Annotated in this window: 16 protein-coding genes; 8 read left to right on the forward strand and 8 right to left on the reverse strand. The window is 63.3% G+C overall.

Annotated features, from left to right (window positions below; translation table 11 throughout):
- The first annotated feature begins 38 nt into the window (after positions 1–38).
- A complete protein-coding gene (locus AC3CBN_RS10200; protein ID WP_488632919.1) occupies positions 39–2,240 on the forward strand; it encodes a M1 family metallopeptidase in 2,202 nt (733 codons plus the stop codon).
- Positions 2,240–3,145 carry a hypothetical protein gene (locus tag AC3CBN_RS10205; RefSeq protein WP_488632920.1) on the forward strand — a complete coding sequence of 302 codons (906 nt, stop codon included), beginning with the start codon at positions 2,240–2,242 and terminating at the stop codon, positions 3,143–3,145. The genes AC3CBN_RS10200 and AC3CBN_RS10205 overlap by 1 nt, the downstream gene beginning before the upstream one ends.
- 115 nt (positions 3,146–3,260) lie before the next feature.
- On the opposite strand, the gene AC3CBN_RS10210 is transcribed toward AC3CBN_RS10205, so the two are convergent.
- The 4 genes from AC3CBN_RS10210 to AC3CBN_RS10225 all read right to left on the reverse strand — a co-directional run bounded on the left by AC3CBN_RS10210 (position 3,261) and on the right by AC3CBN_RS10225 (position 5,299).
- Entirely contained in the window at positions 3,261–3,833 is a 573-nt protein-coding gene (locus AC3CBN_RS10210) for a HutD family protein (protein WP_488632921.1), read from the reverse strand.
- Positions 3,830–4,369, reverse strand: a complete 540-nt coding sequence (locus AC3CBN_RS10215; RefSeq protein ID WP_488632922.1) for a GNAT family N-acetyltransferase — start codon at positions 4,367–4,369, stop codon at positions 3,830–3,832. The genes AC3CBN_RS10210 and AC3CBN_RS10215 overlap by 4 nt, the downstream gene beginning before the upstream one ends.
- A 5-nt stretch (positions 4,370–4,374) precedes the next feature.
- Positions 4,375–4,854, reverse strand: coding sequence for an SET domain-containing protein-lysine N-methyltransferase (locus AC3CBN_RS10220; protein ID WP_488632923.1), 480 nt, complete (start codon positions 4,852–4,854; stop codon positions 4,375–4,377).
- A 106-nt stretch (positions 4,855–4,960) separates the two neighbouring features.
- Positions 4,961–5,299, reverse strand: coding sequence for a ComEA family DNA-binding protein (locus tag AC3CBN_RS10225; protein ID WP_488632924.1), 339 nt, complete (start codon positions 5,297–5,299; stop codon positions 4,961–4,963).
- A 216-nt stretch (positions 5,300–5,515) separates the two neighbouring features.
- Between AC3CBN_RS10225 and AC3CBN_RS10230 the strand changes: the two genes are divergently transcribed.
- From AC3CBN_RS10230 to AC3CBN_RS10240, 3 genes are all read left to right on the forward strand, one after another.
- Complete coding sequence (locus tag AC3CBN_RS10230) at positions 5,516–6,940, forward strand: M20 family metallopeptidase (protein WP_488632925.1); 1,425 nt, start codon at positions 5,516–5,518, stop codon at positions 6,938–6,940.
- Between the two features lie 123 nt (positions 6,941–7,063).
- Positions 7,064–7,777 (forward strand): YggS family pyridoxal phosphate-dependent enzyme, encoded by a 714-nt coding sequence (locus AC3CBN_RS10235; protein WP_488632926.1) that lies wholly within the window; start codon positions 7,064–7,066, stop codon positions 7,775–7,777.
- Positions 7,778–8,026: 249 nt separating this feature from the next.
- Complete coding sequence (locus AC3CBN_RS10240) at positions 8,027–8,752, forward strand: C40 family peptidase (RefSeq protein ID WP_488632927.1); 726 nt, start codon at positions 8,027–8,029, stop codon at positions 8,750–8,752.
- Between the two features lie 69 nt (positions 8,753–8,821).
- Here AC3CBN_RS10240 and AC3CBN_RS10245 read toward each other — a convergent pair whose 3' ends face one another.
- The 3 genes from AC3CBN_RS10245 to AC3CBN_RS10255 form a co-directional block, all read right to left on the reverse strand.
- Positions 8,822–9,463: a Rossmann-fold NAD(P)-binding domain-containing protein gene (locus tag AC3CBN_RS10245; protein WP_488632928.1), complete on the reverse strand. Its 642-nt coding sequence runs from the start codon at positions 9,461–9,463 to the stop codon at positions 8,822–8,824.
- Between the two features lie 137 nt (positions 9,464–9,600).
- The gene (locus AC3CBN_RS10250; RefSeq protein WP_488632929.1) at positions 9,601–11,328 is read right to left on the reverse strand and encodes a M28 family metallopeptidase; all 1,728 of its coding nucleotides are present in this window, start codon (positions 11,326–11,328) and stop codon (positions 9,601–9,603) included.
- Positions 11,329–11,357: 29 nt separating this feature from the next.
- A complete protein-coding gene (locus AC3CBN_RS10255; RefSeq protein ID WP_488632930.1) occupies positions 11,358–11,573 on the reverse strand; it encodes a hypothetical protein in 216 nt (71 codons plus the stop codon).
- A gap of 111 nt (positions 11,574–11,684) precedes the next feature.
- On the opposite strand from AC3CBN_RS10255, the gene AC3CBN_RS10260 reads away from it, so the two are divergent.
- Both AC3CBN_RS10260 and AC3CBN_RS10265 read left to right on the forward strand, forming a co-directional pair.
- On the forward strand, positions 11,685–12,335 hold the full coding sequence (locus tag AC3CBN_RS10260; RefSeq protein ID WP_488632931.1) for a rhomboid family intramembrane serine protease: 651 nt from the start codon (positions 11,685–11,687) through the stop codon (positions 12,333–12,335).
- A 29-nt stretch (positions 12,336–12,364) separates the two neighbouring features.
- Positions 12,365–13,750, forward strand: coding sequence for an amino acid permease (locus tag AC3CBN_RS10265; protein WP_488632932.1), 1,386 nt, complete (start codon positions 12,365–12,367; stop codon positions 13,748–13,750).
- An 882-nt stretch (positions 13,751–14,632) separates the two neighbouring features.
- Here AC3CBN_RS10265 and rapA read toward each other — a convergent pair.
- Positions 14,633–17,473: an RNA polymerase-associated protein RapA gene (rapA, locus tag AC3CBN_RS10270; RefSeq protein WP_488632933.1), complete on the reverse strand. Its 2,841-nt coding sequence runs from the start codon at positions 17,471–17,473 to the stop codon at positions 14,633–14,635.
- Positions 17,474–17,881: 408 nt separating this feature from the next.
- On the opposite strand from rapA, the gene panE reads away from it, so the two are divergent.
- Positions 17,882–18,811, forward strand: a complete 930-nt coding sequence (gene panE / locus AC3CBN_RS10275) for a 2-dehydropantoate 2-reductase (RefSeq protein ID WP_488632934.1) — start codon at positions 17,882–17,884, stop codon at positions 18,809–18,811.
- Positions 18,812–18,837 lie beyond the last annotated feature (26 nt).

Raw genomic sequence — 18,837 nt, forward strand, 5'->3', positions numbered from 1 at the left:
GATGCCTCACGCTCCCTGCTCCTTCGGGGGAGGGCATCATGGGGAAGTGGGTAGAAAACAGGCCGGGCCGCTGGCTGGTCGTGGCGTTGTGTTTGACGCTGTCATGGACGGCGCACGCGCAGGAGGCACCGGCCGCCGCCGTGCCGACAGTGATCCCTTTCGCCAAGGCGCATGCCGAGGCGCCGCGCGAACCGAGTGCCGCCGAGGCCTGGGGTGGCGTGCGCACTGGCAGCGAGCCAACCCTTTCAGATCGCGTGGTGAGCTACCGCATTGACGCGGAGCTGGATGCGGCCAAGCACAGCATCAAGGGCAGCGAACAGCTCACCTGGCGCAACCGCAGCAGCCAGCCGGTCAGCCGGATCTATTTGCACCTCTACCTCAATGCTTTCCAGAACGAAGGCAGCACCTTCTTCACCGAGCGCAGCGTGCTTACCGCGCAAGGTCATTCGCGCGGCGTGGCGGCGCTGAAGAAAAACCAATGGGGCTGGATCGACCTCAAGAGCGTGCAGCAGGGTGGCGCTGCGCTCAAATGGGGTTTCGTGCATCCGGATGACGGCCCGGCGACCGACCAGACGGTAGCGTGCATCGACCTCGCCGTGCCGGTGCCTGCGGGCGGCACGCTGACCCTGGATATCGACTTCCTCAGCCAGTTGCCGCGTGTGGTTGAGCGTACCGGTTGGTGGGGCGACTTCAATCTGGTGGGGCAATGGTTCCCCAAGATTGGCGTGCTGGAACTTCCGGGCGAGCGGGGTGCGACGCAGGTGCAGTGGAATGTGCACGAGTTCCACTTCAATAGCGAGTTCTACGCGGATTTCGGCAGTTTCGACGTACGGCTCACGGTGCCTTCCAATTACACCGTCGGCGCAGTGGGCGCGCTTGAAGGCCAGTCCGAACAAGGCAATGGCAAGACCACCTATCACTTCGTGCAGGGCGATGTGCACGACTTCGCCTGGGTGGCCGCCAAGGGTTACAAGACATTGGATTCCACCTGGCAAGGGCCAGGTAGCCCCAAGGTGGCCGTGCGGGTGATCTATCCGCCCGAATATGTTGACAGCGCACAGCCGGTACTCAAGGCGACACTGGATTCGCTCAGCTATTTCTCCAGCAAGCTGGGTGCCTATCCGTATCGCACGGCGACCGCGGTGGTGCCGCCGTTCAATGCGGACGAGGCCGGCGGCATGGAATACCCGACGTTCTTCACGGCCGAGGGCTACGCCAGCATCGACAAGGAGACGTCGAACCAGTGGGACATCGACTTCGTCACCATCCATGAGTTCGGCCACGGTTACTTCTACGGCCTGCTCGCCTCGAACGAATTCGAGGAGCCGATGCTGGACGAGGGCATGAACGAGTACTGGGACGAGCGCATGCTGCGCGAGCGCGACCAGCGCATCCTGGTGCCAAGCTCCTGGCTGCGTCGCGCTGGCATCACGCCGTCGATGGATGTGTTCACGATGGAGCGCATGTATGCCGGCCTGGTTCGTCCCTACGATGCATTGGGGAAGAACAGTTGGGATCGCTATTCAAGCACCAGCTACGGCACGGTGTATTCGCGCACCGCCACGGCCATGCACGATCTGGAAGAACGCCTGGGCAAGGACGTGATGGAGCGCGGCTTTCGCGAGTACTACCGCCGCTGGCATTTCCGTCATCCGTCGGTGGCCGACCTGCGTGCGACGCTGATCGACGTCTCGGGCAACGCGCGTGCGGTCAACGAGATATTCGACCAGTTCGTGTATGGCACGGCGCGCATCGACGATCGTGTCGATGCCATCGACAACCAGGAAGTACTGCCGCTTGCGGGCAGCTGGGTGAAGCAAGGCCAGCGCAGCGAGTTGGTGGTTGATGACCGCGACGAACAGGTCGACAAGCAACGTGACGCGTGGAAGCAATCCCACACGCATACGGGGTCCGGCAATCCTGGTCCTTTCCTCTGGCGCGGCACGGTGACGGTCGTGCGTGAAGGTGCGCAGGTGCCTCAGCTGTTGCGCGTCACTTTCGCCGATGGCAGCCATGAAGACGTGCGCTGGGACGACGATCGCCGTTGGGCGCGCTTCGTTTTCACGCGACCGACCAAGGTGATATCGGCTGAGCTTGATCCCACGCGAAAAATCCTGCTCGACGCGAACAAACTCAACGACAGTCGCACGGTGAAGTCCGACGCTTCCGCCTCGCGACGCTGGACGGCCGATGCCGCAGCCGTGCTGCAGGCCTTCTACGCATTTCTGGTGACGCTGTGATGGCCTACAACAGTTCCCGTCGTGTCGACTTTGGCGCCGTGGCGCTGGCCCCGTTTGCCGCCCTGCAATGGCGACTGTTGCTGCTGTGGATAGCGCTGTTGCTGTTGCCGGTGGCGATGGCCGTGCTGCCGCTGATGCAGGCGTTGGGTGGCCTGCTCAATCACTCGACGCATGCTCGCGAGTGGGCACGGCAGTTCGACATGCTGATGGTCAGCGACGTGCAGCAGGCGTTTGGTCAGCAGCACGCCGTGCTGCATGGTGCCGCGATGGCCAGCTTGCTGTTCGCGTTGTTGCTGCTCCCGTGGCTCAACGGCATGGTAGTGGCGAGTGGTCGCGCGGCGCGCGCGCTGGGTTTCGGCCAGCTGCTGCAAGGGGGGGTGTCGGAGTACGGCCGCATGTTCCGAGTAATGCTCTGGTCGTTGCTTCCCTACGCCGCGGCCGGCTTTCTGGTGCAGTTCGGGCTGGACAAGGCTGACGATCACGCCGATGCCGCCGTGCTGGAGTCGCGCGCCTTGGCGGGGCAGCATCTGGCGTGGTGGCTGTCGGGCCTGGTGGTCGTGATCGCGCAGGCATGGGTGGAATCGGCGCGCGCTGCGTTCATTGCCGACACCACGCTGCGGTCGGCCACCATGGCGATGGGACGCGGACTGATGCAGTTGCTGCGGCGGCCTTTCTCTACCCTGTTCGCCTACCTCGTGGTGACGTTGGCTGGTTTTGCGGTGGCCCTCGCCCTTGGATTGGCTCGCGTGCAAATACTGGCGGTGGGCACACAAGGCCTGGTGCTGGGATTCCTGCTCAGCTTGCTGGTCATGGCGACGCTGGGCTGGACGCGCGTGGCGCGCTTGTTCGCGCTGACGGAAGTCGCGCGTTCGCTGGGTGGCTCGCGACGCTCAGGCTTGTCGTAACATCCTCTGTAGGAGCGCACCCTGTGCGCGACCGAGGCGCTGCGGTTTCACCGTTCCATCGGCTTGTCGCGCACAGGGTGCGCTCCTACGGAAAAGACATTGGCGTTGGGCGTGCTTAGACGACAGGCAGCCGTGCGAGCACGATGTCGCCGCCACCCTCGATACGGACGGGGTGTCCGGGGATCGGGTCGATCCACATCATGTCGTCCGGCGACATCGCACGCGATCGATGATCGGCGATGACTTTGGCCTGACCGGACAGCAGCAACACAAACCAGCGCCAGCCAGCGGGAGCCAGCAGCACCATCGCGCCATTCAGCGGGCGTGCGATCAGTTCCCCCTGCGCATCCTCGCGCAGCTTCAGGTTGAAGGCGCGGGTGGGGGATTCCGGCAGGCAGACGCTGGGATCGTTGGCGTTGTCGAAATGCGCCACGTCGAACCGGTTCAGGTGTTGCGTGCGGCCGTCAGGAAAGGTGACGTCGACGGGGCCGTCCAGAGGCACAAACTGCCTCCGGATGTCGGAATGTGTCGGAAATTCAAGCTCATGATCCCCGATTCCGATCATGGACAGCCGCCACCGCCAGCCATCGTCATCCGGGCCGCGGGCAATGTCCGTAATCATCACGCTGCCGTCCGAACACGGCTTTGCTTTCAGGCTTTCGACCGATAGCGGCAGCAACTGGCTCATGCCCAGGCGCGCCGCTTTTCCGGGAAGGGCGGGTAGTACGCGAACACGTGATTGTGGGCGCCGAAGAAATCCATGTCCTCGATATGTTCGCCGCCAAGTCGCTCCGCCACACGGTCGGAAGCCTCATTGCCGACTTTCACCAGGCTGATTACCCGGGGAGCGCTCAGCGTGTGCCAGGCGAAATCGAGGATGGCGCTGCCAGCCTCGGTGGCGTAGCCGTGGTGACGGAACTCCGGCTTGAGCATCCAGCCCAGCTCCAGGTCAGGCCAGCCTTCCGGGCGCATCAGGCCGGCGCGGCCGATGAATTCGCCCGTGCCCTTCAGCTCCAGCGCCCACATGCCAAAGCCACGCAATTGCCAATGGCCGATCAGCATGGCGAGCGAGCGCCAGGCATTGGTGCGATCCAGCGGCTGTCCGTCGCCCACCCAGCGGGTGCTGGCCGGGTCGGCCAGCATGGCGGCGTAGTCGTCGAAATGCCGCTCTGCGAGGGCGGTCAGGCGCAGGCGCGCCGTTTCAATGACGGGTATGTCGATCATGGTCTTCAACAAGCAAGTCGGGTGCCATCGAGCAGGGCGGCGAGCGAGCGCGTGCTGATGGTGAGGCTTTCAATCCAGGGCAGGCCGACGATGCTACGTCCGGTCGCGGTGTCCACGAACGCCTCCTCCTCGCCTGGCGGCAGCAGGTGGCGATAATCGATGGTGATCTCGGTGCCCGCGGGCAAATCGCGCGTGGCAAACACGAAGCCGAGATGCCACAGCCCAGTCGGCTCGAAGCTGTGGTTGACGTAGCACTCGTCCGGCCAATCCGGCGATACGGTGTAGCGATCTTCGAACCAGCGGGCGCTGGCGTAGAGCTGCGCCGACAGCTCCGGTGAGCCGGTGAGCTCGTCATGGCGGTAGGTGCGGTCGATGGCGTCCGGCGCGGTGACAATCTGTCCCGCCGCAACGCCCTCTTCTAGGAACAGCCCTTGGCCCGCGCCGGCGATTTTCGACGCGGCAATGCGGTAACGCGGAACGATCATGACAGCCCTAACCCTCGGCAAGGCGGCCGAGTGTAGGCTCAACCGGCCGGGGTTGCCAGACCCGGCCGGTTCCTTTTTTATGAACGCAAGTGGCTGATGGGTTTGATTATTCGCCCGCAGGCTTGGCGAGCTTGGCCTTCGGCACCACAGGCGGTGTTTTGCTGGCCTTGCCGGCGGCCGGGGCATCGCTGAGCAGGATGGCATCGCGATTGCGTTCGAGCGTGGCGGAGCCGATGCCCTTGACCTGCGTCAGTTCATCCGCGCTCTTGAACGGGCCGTGTTCTTCGCGCCAGGCCACGATCGCCTCGGCCTTGGCGTGGCCAATGCCATCCAGCGATTTTGCGAGCGTGGCGGCATCCGCCTTGTTGACGTTCACCGGCGTGCCGGCGAAGGCCGGCAGGGCCATGGCGAGGCTGACGAGCAGGGCGGCGATCTTGTTGCGCATGGGGGTTCTCCCTATCAATGGACGCGGTCTCCGTTTGGACCGCCCCATGACTCTGCCCGGGCTGGCGTTCGGCGGCAGTCAGCTTGGGGGCTGCCGCCCTGTGAGGGTTGCAGCGGTCGCCGCGTGCGAGTGAGGTGCAGATCATGTGGGCAGCGGCGTGCTTCTCGGCCTCGCTGATACAATTGCCGCCTTTCCCCACGCTGCAGGAGTCGTCCCATGGATACCGCTCGCCTCAACCGTTTCATCAGCGGACTGTGGGATGAAGAGATCGTGCCGCAGCTGGTCGAGTACATCCGCATCCCGAACAAGTCGCCCATGTTCGATCCCAAGTGGGTCGAGCACGGCTACATGGATGCCGCGGTCAAGCTGATGGAGACCTGGGCGCGCAGCAAGCTGTCGTCGCTGCCCGGCGCCACGCTGGAGGTAGTGCGCCTGGAAGGCCGCACGCCGCTCATCTACATCGAGGTGCCGGGTACCGGCGATGACACCGTGGTGCTGTACGGTCACCTGGACAAGCAGCCGGAGATGACTGGCTGGGCTGAAGGCCTCGGCCCTTGGACGCCGGTGCTGAAGGGTGACAAGCTCTATGGTCGAGGCGGTGCCGACGACGGTTACGCCATCTTCGGCTCGCTCGCCGCCCTGCTGGCGTTGCATGAGCAGGGCGTGCCGCACGCGCGCTGCGTGGTCATGATCGAAGCCTGCGAAGAGTCGGGCAGCTACGACTTGCCGTACTACGTCGATCATCTGGCCGATCGCATCGGCAATCCGTCGCTGGTGGTGTGCCTGGATTCCGGTTGCGGCAACTACGACCAGCTGTGGCTGACCACGTCGCTGCGCGGCATGACCGGCGGCGAACTCACCGTGCAGGTGCTGGAAGAGGGCGTGCATTCGGGTGATGCATCGGGCGTGGTGCCGTCGAGCTTCCGCATCCTGCGCGAGCTGCTCAGTCGCCTGGAAGACCAGGAGACCGGCACGATCAAGCCGAAGGAACTCTACGTCGACATCCCGCCGCAGCGCATCGAGCAGGCCAGGAAGTCGGCCGAGGTGTTGGGTACGGCGGTGTACGACAAGTTCCCGTTCGTGAAAGGCATGCACCCGGTTACCGAAGACCTGACCGAACTGGTGCTCAACCGCACCTGGCGCCCGCAGCTCGCGGTAACGGGCGTGGACGGCATGCCGCCGCTGGAAAGTGCCGGCAATGTGCTGCGCCCCAAGACGTCGGTGAAGCTGAGCCTGCGCGTGCCGCCGACGCTGTCTGGCGCCAAGGCCGGTCAGCTGGTCAAGCAGTTGCTGGAGAAGGACCCGCCGTACGGCGCCAAGGTCACCTTCAAGCTGGAGAAGGATGGCGGCGGCTGGAACGCACCGCAACTGTCGCCGTGGCTGGAAAGCGCGGTGGCCGAGGCCTCGCAAGCTTATTTCGGTGCGCCGGCGGCCTATATGGGCGAGGGCGGCAGCATCCCGTTCATGGGCATGCTGGGCGAGAAGTTTCCAAAGGCGCAGTTCCTGATCACTGGCGTGCTCGGTCCGCACTCGAACGCGCATGGCCCGAACGAGTTCCTGCACATCCCTACCGGCAAGAAGGTATCGATGGTGGTAGCCGACGTGGTGGCGCGCCACTACGAGCAGGGTGCCAAGGGCTAGGCATCGCGGATCGTCCGTCGCCCCGGCAAACGCCGGGGCCCAGTGTCGCTAGCCGCCGCAAGGCGCTGGATGCCGGTTTGCGCCGGCATGACAAACGTGTGGCGCCGACTTGGGTTGCCAACGATGAACAGCGCTTCCAGCGACTACACCTACCTCGCCTCCAACTGGGCCGCTGTGCGCGAGCGCGTCAATGCATCCTGCCGCGCAGCCGGCCGTGACCCGGCCGAGGTTTCCGTCCTGCCTGTCAGCAAGACCTTCGGGCCTGAGGTGGTGCGCGCAGCAATGGCTCTGGGGCTCAAGCGCTTCGGCGAGAACAAGGTGCAGGAGATCCGCAGCAAGGCGGAAGCGCTGGCCGATGAAGCAATCGAGTGGGTAGTGATCGGCCCCCTGCAGACCAACAAGGCCAAGGATGTGGCGCGACTGGCCAGCGAAGTGCAGTCGCTCGATCGACTTGAGCTGGCTCAAGCCCTGCATAGGCGATTGCAGATCGAAGGACGCACGATCGACGTCCTGATCGAAGTGAAGACTTCGCCGGAAGACACCAAGCACGGCATGCCGCCGGAGCAGCTGCCGGCGTTCCTGGATGCCCTGCGTGCCTACGACACCCTGCGCGTGCGTGGCTTGATGACCCTGGCAGTGCAGTCTGAGGACCCCGAAGCTGTCCGTGCCTGCTTCCGCCAGTTGCGCCAGCTGCGTGATGAGGCGCGCTTGCAAGGCCATGAGTTGCCTAGGCTTTCCATGGGCATGAGCGGGGATTTTCCGTTGGCCATCGCCGAAGGTGCTACCGAGGTCCGAATCGGCACCGCGATCTTCGGTGGACGTGTGACGCACGTCTGAAACGTACGGAACTGAATTGAATAATTAGTTCACTAATTGATCAAAAAATAATCACATCGAGGTAATTTACTACCAAAAAACAATGACTTGATAACGAAGCACGGCCCGTGCCAGGTTTCGAAACGACGTGGTTTAGTTAACCCCAATCGAACATACGATCTATATCCCTTTGCTAAGTTCACATCACCATCACGGCCGGCGGCTCCAACCGACGGCATAACTCACGAACTGCAAAGGGATTTGTCCCACATGCCAACGAAGCGATTGATCGCCGCTGCTGCGCTTGCTGGTGCACTGCTCATCTCCCTTCCGCTCTTCGCCGAACCTCTCAATGGCCAGGCAGGTACCTCTGCCGCCGCGAACGTCGCACCGAACCTGATGGGTCAGCTGGCGGTGTTTGCCCCGGCGGCCAGCCTGGCGCAGTCAGCGCTTCCTGCTCAGCCGAGCGCATCGTCGACCAAGACCACCGCCTCGGGTTGGGCTGTCGAAGAAGACGACCAGGACTCAGACGGCATGCCGGGCTCCGGCGTTGCCGACGGTTCGGTGGCTTCGCTGGGTGGCGAGACGTCCGATCTGCGCAAGACGCTGATCAGCCTCGCGATGCAGCTGCGTGACATCCGTTACGTGCGCGGCGGGCATGATCCCTCCACCGGTTTCGATTGCAGCGGTTTCGTCCGCTACGTGTTCGCCCATGCCGTGGGTCTGGACCTGCCCACCAATTCCGCCTCGCAGTTCGTGGCTGGCCTCAAGGTCAACCGTGGCGACATGAAGCCGGGCGACCTGGTCTTTTTCCGCACCGCCGGCAAGCGTGGCCAGGGCCGCATTTCGCACGTGGGCATCTATATCGCCAACGGCCAGTTCATCCATTCGCCATCGCACGGCAAGACCGTGCGCGTGGACAGCCTGGACGAGTCGTACTGGGCCAAGCGCTTCGCCGGCGCCAAGCGTCCGGATGCGCTCGCCCGCAACGGCTGATTGCAGTATTTCCGCCAGTCAAAGGCCGCCTCATGGGCGGCCTTATTTTTGTGCGTGGACGAAACCGCTTCAGTGGCCGAGTTGATGCAATTCATCCGACTCTGCAATGCGCACACCGCTGCCAGGCATGCCAGCGAGGCGCCACATGGCACGCGCCACGGTGCCCGCCTCGATGCCGCGCCAGCGCCCGGGCAGCACACGCGAGAATGGGGCGGCAAAGACCTCGCCCAGGCGGGGCTTGTGGCGCGCACCCAGTAGCAGGGAGGGGCGCACGATGGTCAGGCGCGGCCAACCCTGCTTCTGCAGGGCGAGTTCCAATTCGCCCTTGGTGCGGTTGTAGAACAGCCGCGATGACGGCAACGCGCCTAGCGCGCTGATCACCAGATAGTGGCTGGCGCCAAGCGCCAGCGCGTGCTTGCCCAGCATCAGCGGCAGGTCGTAGTCCACCATGCGGAACGCTTCGCGCGAACCCGCCTGGCGAATGGTGGTGCCGAGACAGCAAAACACCGTGTCGATGGGGCCGTGAAGCTGGCAAGCCAGATGACTGACCATGCCCACCGGGTTTTCCAGCTTGGGATGCGCGGGCAGTGCGTGCCGCGTCGGCGCGAGCACATGGGCAACGCCGGGATCCTCCAGCAGCAAAGCAAGCAGCTTCCCGCCGGTAAGGCCGGTGGCGCCCGCAAGCAGAACATGGCGTGGCGAATCGCTCATGGAGGCATTCTACGGCCTGACGGGTGCGCTGGGGCCGGCACACTGCCAGGGCATGTGGGGCTGGGGGCTCGGTGGTCTTTGTGTCCGGCGCCTGATGTGCCGCGGGCGACTGCGTACCGCTGGCCTGTTGCTCCCAGTCAGAGCCCGCGCATGCCGACCGGGCGGTGGAAGTCGCTGCCCGGTTTCCACTGCGGGTAATGCTCCTCCATCGACAGCCGGCTGCCGACCATGAACAGGACGCGGACATCGGCCACGGTACCGCTGAGGTCCCAGCTTGGGTCAAAGCTGTCATGGGCCGGCGCAGTGTCGCCACGGGTGGGCGCAGCATCGGGTTGCGTCGCGGCGGATCGCACATACAGCACGGGCACGCCAGCACGGGCGAAGCTCAGTTGGTCCGAGCGGAAGAAAAATCCCTTCTCCGGTTCGAAGTCGGGCATCACCGCGCGCCGCTGCGCGTGGGCCGCCTCGGCCAGGTAATCGTCAAGCTGCGATTGTCCAAAGCCGATCACGGCCAGCGCGCTGGCTGGGCCGTTGACCGGCAGCATGTCGAGATTGATGTCGGCCACGGTGCGCGCCAGCGGCACAAGCGGATGCGACACGTAGTAGCGCGAGCCGAGCAATCCTGTTTCGTCCAGCGTCGTGGCGATGAACAAGACTGAGCGACGAGGCTTGGGCGCGCGGTGAGCAAAGGCCTCGGCAATCTCCAGCAAGCCAGCCAGGCCCGTGGCGTTGTCCACGGTACCGCGTGGCGCCTCGCCGGCGGTGGCGATATGGTCCCAGTGCGCGGAATACACGATGGTTTCATCAGCGCGCCTGGTGCCGTTGAGCCGCGCGACCACATTGTGCGATTCACCGTGGCTGATCGTGCTGTCGAACGCAACGCTGAGCGTGGCTTGCAGCGGAACGGCAGTGAATCCGCGTTGCGCTGCACGCCGCATCAGCGCGTCGAAATCCGCGCCGGTAAGTGCGAACAGCCGGCGCGCAGCATCCGTGGAAAGCCATCCAGCCACTGGCAAATGCCGGACGCTTTCTTCTTTCTTCGGAAGATCCAGGCGCGCTTCGCTCCAGCCGCGCTGCACCACTTGCCAGGGATAACCTGCAGCATCCGTGTTGTGCACGATGAATGCTGCTGTCGCGCCTTGTCGCGCGGCTTCTTCGAACTTGTAGTTCCAGCGTCCGAAGTAAGTGTATTCACGACCTTTGAACAGCTTCGGATCCTGATTGGCCCAGCCCGGATCGTTGACAAGAATGACGACAGTCTTGCCCTTGAGGTCGGTGCCGGCGTAATCGTTCCACTGTTCGCCCGGTGCATCGATGCCATAGCCAACGAAGACCAATGGCGATGCGACGAGTGATGCATGCGTTTGCTCATCGAGCGTGCCCACCACCATGTCTTGGCCGAAGGCGAGCGCAGTGGAACCGTCATGGCCATCGATGGTGAGTTGCACTTGCTCAGGATGCTGCAGCTTCGCTGCGATATAAGGCACAGACTCCAGCCAACTGCCGTTGTTGCCGGGCTCCAGTCCGATGCGCGTGAATTGCTGGACGAGGTAACGCGTGGTGCGTTGTTCGGCCTCGCCGCCGGTGGTGCGGCCAAGCAGCGCATCCGAGGAAAGCGCCTTCATATGCTGCGCCATGTCGTCGGCCACGATGCCGGGCGAGAAATCGGCATAGGAAGACCGCGCATCAGCGCTGCCACGATCACTGTCATTGTTTGCTTGATGATGCTGGCAGGCGCATAGAGCGACACATAGCGCCGACATCATCCATAGGTGACGCATACCCGTTCCCTCATGAAACAGTGTCGCCAATCTAGCGTGTCGGAACATGCCGGTAAAACGTATCGAATAGGGCGCATCCGACATGCTGTCGTCGCAAGAATTTGCCGGACAAATCAGAGCTTGTGGCAGACGTCGAGCGTAACGAAACGACGGTGCGGATCAGCCTGCGTGATGTCGAAGTACGGCGTCGAAGGGGCGCACGGTGGACGGCGATTTTGCAGATTCCGCACGGCAAGCGTGATGGTGGTTTTTGCAAGTCCGGTGCAAGCGACGGACAGGTCGAAGGTGCTCCAGCTCTTCACGCGATCGAGGTCATCGGGTGTGAGCAAGAATGAGGCGAATTGTCGCGGTGCGGTGTCCCAGCCGCTGGCGGACGCGTGGCGGCGGCGCCCCAGTACGGTTACGCTTGGTCAGATTGCCGCCCCGGAAAGCCTCCCGACATGCCGTTCGATCTCCCTGTTGTCACACGCAACCTGTTGATTGCCAACGTGGTGGTGTTCCTGTTGCAGCAGCTGATGGGTAATGTACTGGTGCAGCATTTTGCCCTGTGGCCGTGGGGCGCAGATAAGATCTTCGAGACCCCGGATGGTCTCATTTCGATCGGTTTTCGCGTCTGGCAGATGGTGACCTACGCGTTCATGCACGGCGGCACGCTGCACCTGTTCTCCAACATGCTCGCCCTTTACATGTTCGGCGGGCAGATCGAGCGCGTGTTCGGTCCACGCAACTTCACCTTGTATTACTTCGTCTGCCTGCTGATGGCGGCGCTGGCGCAGTTGGTCGTAGTGAAATGGTTCACCGGCGGCTTCTACCCCACGCTGGGCGCTTCGGGCGCGATCTTTGGCATTCTGCTGGCGTTCGGCATGCTGTTTCCGCACGAGAAGATGATGCTGATCTTCCTGCCGATCCCCATTTCCGCCTGGTTGTTCGTCACGCTATATGCGTTGTTCGAACTGGTGCTCGGCGTGACCGGCACTCAGGCCGGCATCGCGCATTTCGCCCACCTGGGCGGCATGCTTGGTGGCTTCATCATGATCCAGTACTGGCGCGGCAAGTTACCCATCAAGCCCCAGCGCCAGCTCTGGCGCTGATCGCTCCTTCGCATTCATTCGGCCATCCCATGACGCAGCATCTCCAGCGCCGGCTCACCCCGCGCCACATCACTTTCATGGCGCTTGGCATGGCCATCGGCGCCGGCCTGTTCCTGGGCTCGGCGGACGCCATCAAGCTGGCGGGCCCCTCGGTGTTGTTTGCCTACCTGTTCGGCGGTGTGATGATCTTCATCATCATGCGCGCGCTGGGCGAGATGACGGTGCACGATCCAGTGGCCGGTTCCTTCAGTGTCTATGCGCAGCGCTATCTTGGGCCTTTCGCCGGCTACGTTACCGGCTGGAATTACTGGCTGCTGATGGTAGGCGTGGGCATGGCCGAGGCCACTGCAGTAGGCGCCTATATGCACGAGTGGTTTCCCGATTGGCCGCGCTGGATCTGGGTGCTGGGCAGCGTGCTGATGATCGGAGGGCTGAATCTGCTCACCGTGAAGATCTACGGCGAGATGGAATTCTGGTTCACTTTGATCAAGGTACTCACCGTGCTGGCGATGATCGCTGGCGGCCTCGCCATCATCTTTCTGGGCTGGGGCAATGGCGGCCAGCCGACGGGGCTCTCGAACCTCTGGTCGCATGGCGGCTGGTTCCCGCATGGGCTCACGGGCATGGTGCTGGCGTTACCCGTCGTGGTGTTTTCATTCGGTGGCGTGGAAACCGTGGGCATCGCGGCGGGCGAGGCAGCTCAACCGGAACGAACCATTCCTCGCGCCGTGAACTCGGTGCTGTGGCGCATCCTGATCTTCTACGTAGGCGCGCTGTTCGTGATCATGGCGATCTATCCGTGGACCGGCCTGGGCACGCAGGGCAGCCCGTTCGTGACCACGTTTGCCAAACTGGGTATTCCGCAGGCGGCAGGCCTAATCAACTTCGTGGTGATCACCGCGGCGCTGTCTGGTTTCAACTGCACCACCTTCAGCGGCAGTCGCATGCTGTACAGCCTGGCCGACAAGGGGCAGGCGCCGGCGGTGTTGAGCAAGGTGAATGCGCATGGCGTGCCAGTGCGGGCGATTCTGGTGACGCTGGCCGTATTGTTGTTCGCGGTGTTGCTGAATTACCTGCTGCCAGCCAAGGTATTCGGGATCATGATGTCGATCCTGTCGTTCAACACGGTGTGGACGTGGACGATGGTGATGCTGGCCCATTTCAGCTTCCGCCGTCGCCAGCGCGCTGAGGGGGAGGCGCTGGGTGCGTTCCGTCTGCGCGCGTGGCCTTTCAGTAGTGTGCTTTGCCTGGCGTTCCTGGGATTCGTGTTGGTGATGCTCGGTTACAGCCCTGATACCCGCGTGGCGTTGTATGTCGGTGCGATTTGGATCGCAGTGCTGACGGTTTGCTATGCGTTGTTCAGCGTGAAGCGGCGTATGCAGGCGCGTGAGGTGCTGCTGTTGGCTGCGGTCTGATCGCGAACGTGTGGGGTGGCGACAAGGTTGCCGCTTACGACTGAAGAAAGTCCCCGTGGGACGCAGCGGGGTTTCGAGTACCTGCCGGCTGTTACCCCTTCTCCCCTCCGGGGAGAAGGTTGGGATGAGGGGCGGGTGCTTGCGATAACACAACAGTCAGGCGATGTCGCCAGCTTGCCGCTTACGCAGCGGGCGTTTCGACCGCCTGCCGGCGGCCGAGCCACCTTTCTTTGCTGGCTCAAAGAAACGTGACCCAAAGAAAGCGCCTTCCAGAGCTCGTAGCAGGGCGTGGGATACAAGCTTGGCGGGCTTGGCCAGTCGGATGGTTTGCGGCCCAAGGATAGACACCGCCGCTACACCGCGGGGCGTCGGCGCGGTGAGGGCTTAAAGCGTGCCACCACGCGAACGCCTTAAGTCCTCTACGAATTGACGCGCCGCGGTGTAGCCGCTGGCTGTAGGCAGCGCGATGTCACTCTCGGCTTGCCTTGAACCTCAGAGCTTCTATTTATCGCTCCGCTGCCAGCTCTTGAAGGCCATTTTCTTTGGGTTACTTTTCTTTTGGGCCAGCAAAAGAAAAGTGACTCGAGCGCCGGCAGGCGATCGAAACGCCCGCTGCGTAAGCGGCAAGCTGGCGATATGACTCGGTTGTAGCGCTATCGCAAGCACCCGCCCCTCATCCCAACCTTCTCCCCGAAGGGGAGAAGGAGCAGCAGCCGGCGCGCAGTCTAAACGCCCGCTACGTCCTACGGGGACTTCCTTCGGTCGTAAGCGGCAAGCTGGCCGCCACGCCAAACATTCGAGATCAAACCAAAGCCGCATCACTTGCGACGACAGCCCATATCGCCGCAACCGCGAAAATTCCGAAAAGCCCCAGACCAGCCCTCAACGCAGCGCCAGAAAATCCGGGCTAACCACGAAGCGCACCGCATCCAGCCGCAACCGCGACTCAGGCAACGCTGCGAGCAACGCCGTACGCTCATCAGCCACCGCGCCGATTTCCGCATCACTGATCGCAGGATTGACTGCACGCAGTGCGAGCAGGCGCGACAGTTCCGCATCAAGCGTGTCGGTGGCCTGCGTCAGCGCGTTGGCAATGCTGGATTGCGCGCGCTCACCCGCCAACGATTCGGCCTTCTCGAGCATGGGCGGCACCAGCTTGGCAAGAAACTTTCGGTAGCGAGTCACTTCGATGTTGCGATCGGCGGCCTTGCGCAGTGCGATATCACTCGGACGAAAATCGGCGCGCTCGGCGAGACGGGTATCGATGGTGACGACGATCGGCTGTGTCGGCAGGAAGCGTTCGGCATCGAGCTTGCGGTCGGCCACACATTCAAGCAGAAACACGGCCTGCAGGAGCGCACTACGCACCGGAAGCACATCGTCCACCAGGAACGAGGCATTGCCCTGTTCGCTGGAGAGCGCAAGATCGAGTGCGCCGAGCACGATCGGGTGGTCCAGCCGTAGCAGCGGCAGTTCCTCGCGAGCCAGTGCGACTTCGCGTGCAAAGGTGACGGACTGCGGGCCTTCACTGAAGCCGGGCAGGGAGTCTGTAGAGAGATATTGCGGATCGAGCAGCAGCACCTTGCTGCTCAGTTCCTCGGCATGGATGCCGAAGCGCTCCAGCAGACTCTGGATGAAGGCGTCGCGACTCGGGTCGTGATCTTCGCGCGTGAATGCCTGCTGCAACTCATCGGCGTGCAGGTCGCGGCTGGCAGCCAGTTCCAGCAAGTGGTCGCGGCCGTCACGGATCAGTGCAGCCATTTCCTCGTGGCTCGCGCGTGTCTCCGCCAGCAGCACATCGAGTTCCTGGTCGCGATTGTCGTCGCCGCGTGCGTGTTCGTCTGCCAGTCGTGCCAGCGATTCGCCGTAGCGGCGAAGCAGTTCGCGACCATCGGCGGGGCTGGAGCGGAAAGCCTCCACGCCTTCGTCGTACCAACGGGCCAGCACGTGCTGCGCGCTGTCTGCCACCGTGAGAATGTGAATGCTGATGTCGTGCTTCTGACCGATGCGATCCAGGCGGCCAATACGTTGTTCGAGCAGATCCGGATCAAGCGGCAGGTCCCACAGCACCAGCCGGTGAGCGAACTGGAAGTTGCGGCCTTCCGAACCGATCTCCGAACACAGCAGCAGGCGCGCGCCGTCGGGCTGTGCGAAATAGGCCGCATTGCGGTCACGCTGCACGATACCGAGGCCTTCATGGAAGCGCGCCACGCCAACGCCGCTTTTCGTGCGTAGTACTTCTTCGAGAGCCAGTACCTTCGCCTGACTGCGGCAGATCAGCAGGAACTTGTCCTTCGGATGGGCTTCGAGCAAGGCGACCAGCGCATCCAGTCGAGGATCGGCGCTGTAATCGATCTCAATGGCCGGCGCCGGTTGTTGAATGTCCGCGTGGAACTCGGCCAGCAGGGTCTGGCGACCTTCGCTGCTGAGTGTGTCGGCCTCAAGCACATGCCACACCGGCAGACGCTTGGGAAAGCCGCCGATGCTGGCGCGACGATTGCGGAACATGGCACGGCCGGTGCCGTGGCGATCGATCAGCGCGGCAAGAATCTCGCGCGCATTGTCGGGCTTGGCCGTATCGACAAGACGGGACAGCAGCGGCTCGTCGCCCACGAAGGCCTCGGCCAGCATGGCGCGCTGCGCATGGTCCAGCGGTTCGCCCTCAATCAGGCGGTTGGCGATCTTTGACAGGTTATGGAACGTGTCTGCCTCGGACAGATAGACGTCCAGATCGTGATAGCGCTGCGGATCGAGCAGGCGCAGGCGGGCGAAATGACCGCTGCGACCCAGCTGCTCGGGCGTGGCAGTGAGCAGAATCACACCGGCAGTGGTCTCCGCAAGCTGCTCCACCAGCGTGTAGCGCGGGCTCGCCGCTTCGGGTGTCCACGCCAGGTGATGCGCCTCGTCCACCACCAGCAGGTCCCAGTGTGCATCCAGCAATTGCCTTGCACGCTTGGGCGACTGTTCGAGGAAGCTGAAGTCGGCGATGACCAGCTGTTCGTCCTCAAACGGGTTGCGTCCGCCGTCGGACTGCTCCAGCGCGTCGCAGCGTTCCTCGTCGTAGATGGCGAAGCTGAGGTTGAAGCGGCGCAGCAATTCCACGAACCACTGGTAGACCAGTGTGTCCGGCAGCAGCAGGAGCACGCGCTCTGCGCGGCCGGTGGCGAGCTGGCGAGCAATGATCATGCCTGCTTCGATGGTCTTGCCCAGACCCACCTCATCGGCCAGCAGTACGCGGGGAGGGCGCCGCGACGAAGCGATGCCGGCCACGCGCAACTGGTGCGGCACCAGGCCGATGCGGGCAGCACCCAGGCCCCACGCCGGCGAGCGACGCGCCTCGGCACGGCGCTTGAGGCCTTCCAGGCGCAGTTCGAAATGTGAAACGGGGTCGGTGCGACCGCCGATCAGGCGGTCGTCGGCCTGACTGACGCTCTGCTCGTCATCGAGCTGTCCTTCCTCCAACTCGCGGCCCTCGCCGCGATAGATCAACAGCTCCTCGCGGATTTCCACCCGCTCGACCAGGAACGCGAGGCCTTTGCCAGCCACGCGCTGGCCTGCGCGAAACTCCGCGCGCACCAGAGGTGCCGAGTCGACTGCATAAGGCCGTAGCACGCCCGCCTTGGCAAACAGCACCTGCACCCCACGTCCTTCGACGCGCAGCACAGTGCCAAGGCCGAGCTCAGGCTCGGCGGTGGAGATCCATCGTTGACCGGGTACGAACATTAGGGGCTGCTGCTGGATACAGAGTTCGCAATTATCCGCTGACCAGCCAGTGTTGACCATGCCCCGACGAAAATGAGCCCCGGCATGGTGGCCCATTCATCATGGAGGCAATGCGGGCAATGGATTCACGTGAAGTCATCGTCATGGTGTCATCAGCAGCCAGTTGGCGTGTGGTCGACTGACGAGGGCTCCCTGGTTGTTCATCGAGTCGTTGCCGCAAGGTTCTCTGGTCTTATCGCTCTGCACCAAGGCCGTGGCCAGGTGTGGCGAGAGCGACGTGATGCGGGCTTGACGGAGCGGGAGGATGATGTCGCCGGCAGGCAGCCTCGCCACGTACTCGCTGTCGTTGTCGCTGCGAAGCTGTCCACCATCGGGTAGCCTGAGCAGCTCAGATTTCTGGAGGACGTCATGCGGATTCTGGTAGTGGGTGCGGGAGCGACCGGCGGTTATTTCGGTGGTCGTCTGCTAGAGAGCGGCCAGGAGGTCACCTTCCTGGTGCGTGAGCGGCGCGCAGCGCAGTTGGCTGAACAGGGCTTGGTGATCCGCAGCAGTCTTGGCGATGTCGCGCTGCCTGCACCATCGACGGTGCAGGCAGGCGGATTGCGCGAGCCGTTCGATCTCATTCTGCTTAGCTGCAAGGCTTATCACCTGCCGCAGGTGATCGAGGACATGGCGCCGGCCGTGGGGCCAAATACCGCCGTGCTGCCGCTGCTCAACGGCATGCGGCACATGGATCTGCTCGATGAACGCTTTGGCGCGGATCGTGTGCTGGGTGGCCAGTGCGTGATTGCCGCCACGCTGGATGCGGAAGGCCGTGTGCGGCATCTCAACCAGTCGCACAGCCTCACTTTTGGCGAGCGCGATGGCACACGTTCGGAACGCGTTGAGCGGATCGAGCAAGTCATGTCTGGCGTGCGCTTTGAGCCGCGCCTCAGCATCACCATCCTGCAGGACATGTGGGACAAGTGGGTATTTCTTGCCTCATTGGCGGGGATCACCTGCCTGATGCGCGCGCCGGTGGGCGATATCGTTGCCGCGCCAGGCGGCTTGCAGGCCACGCTACAGTTGCTCGACGACTGCCGCCTGGTGGCCGAGCGCAACGGACATGCGCCGAGCGATCCGGTGCTGCAGCGCGCGTGCTCCATCCTTACCGAGACCGGTTCCGCGTTGAGTGCATCGATGATGCGCGACCTGGAGCAGGGCGGGCTCATCGAGGCGGATCACGTGGTGGGTGATTTGCTGGCACGAAGTCGCGCCGAAACGGACGAGTTGCCGATGTTGCGCACGGCGTATGCGCATTTGAAGGCATATGAAGTAAGGCGTGCGCGAGGTTCGTGAGTCGCTTTTCTGTAGGAGCGCACCCT

The sequence above is a fragment of the Dyella sp. OK584 genome, from assembly GCF_057787755.1.

Excerpts from the sequence above, each read along its gene's own strand:
- AC3CBN_RS10200 (WP_488632919.1), top strand. The coding sequence starts at position 39 with ATGGGGAAGTGGGTAGAAAACAGGCCGGGCCGCTGGCTGGTCGTGGCG.
- AC3CBN_RS10205 (WP_488632920.1), top strand. The coding sequence starts at position 2,240 with ATGGCCTACAACAGTTCCCGTCGTGTCGACTTTGGCGCCGTGGCGCTG.
- AC3CBN_RS10210 (WP_488632921.1), bottom strand. The coding sequence starts at position 3,833 with ATGAGCCAGTTGCTGCCGCTATCGGTCGAAAGCCTGAAAGCAAAGCCG.
- AC3CBN_RS10215 (WP_488632922.1), bottom strand. The coding sequence starts at position 4,369 with ATGATCGACATACCCGTCATTGAAACGGCGCGCCTGCGCCTGACCGCC.
- AC3CBN_RS10220 (WP_488632923.1), bottom strand. The coding sequence starts at position 4,854 with ATGATCGTTCCGCGTTACCGCATTGCCGCGTCGAAAATCGCCGGCGCG.
- AC3CBN_RS10225 (WP_488632924.1), bottom strand. The coding sequence starts at position 5,299 with ATGCGCAACAAGATCGCCGCCCTGCTCGTCAGCCTCGCCATGGCCCTG.
- AC3CBN_RS10230 (WP_488632925.1), top strand. The coding sequence starts at position 5,516 with ATGGATACCGCTCGCCTCAACCGTTTCATCAGCGGACTGTGGGATGAA.
- AC3CBN_RS10235 (WP_488632926.1), top strand. The coding sequence starts at position 7,064 with ATGAACAGCGCTTCCAGCGACTACACCTACCTCGCCTCCAACTGGGCC.
- AC3CBN_RS10240 (WP_488632927.1), top strand. The coding sequence starts at position 8,027 with ATGCCAACGAAGCGATTGATCGCCGCTGCTGCGCTTGCTGGTGCACTG.
- AC3CBN_RS10245 (WP_488632928.1), bottom strand. The coding sequence starts at position 9,463 with ATGAGCGATTCGCCACGCCATGTTCTGCTTGCGGGCGCCACCGGCCTT.
- AC3CBN_RS10250 (WP_488632929.1), bottom strand. The coding sequence starts at position 11,328 with ATGTCGGATGCGCCCTATTCGATACGTTTTACCGGCATGTTCCGACAC.
- AC3CBN_RS10260 (WP_488632931.1), top strand. The coding sequence starts at position 11,685 with ATGCCGTTCGATCTCCCTGTTGTCACACGCAACCTGTTGATTGCCAAC.
- AC3CBN_RS10265 (WP_488632932.1), top strand. The coding sequence starts at position 12,365 with ATGACGCAGCATCTCCAGCGCCGGCTCACCCCGCGCCACATCACTTTC.
- rapA (WP_488632933.1), bottom strand. The coding sequence starts at position 17,473 with ATGTTCGTACCCGGTCAACGATGGATCTCCACCGCCGAGCCTGAGCTC.
- panE (WP_488632934.1), top strand. The coding sequence starts at position 17,882 with ATGCGGATTCTGGTAGTGGGTGCGGGAGCGACCGGCGGTTATTTCGGT.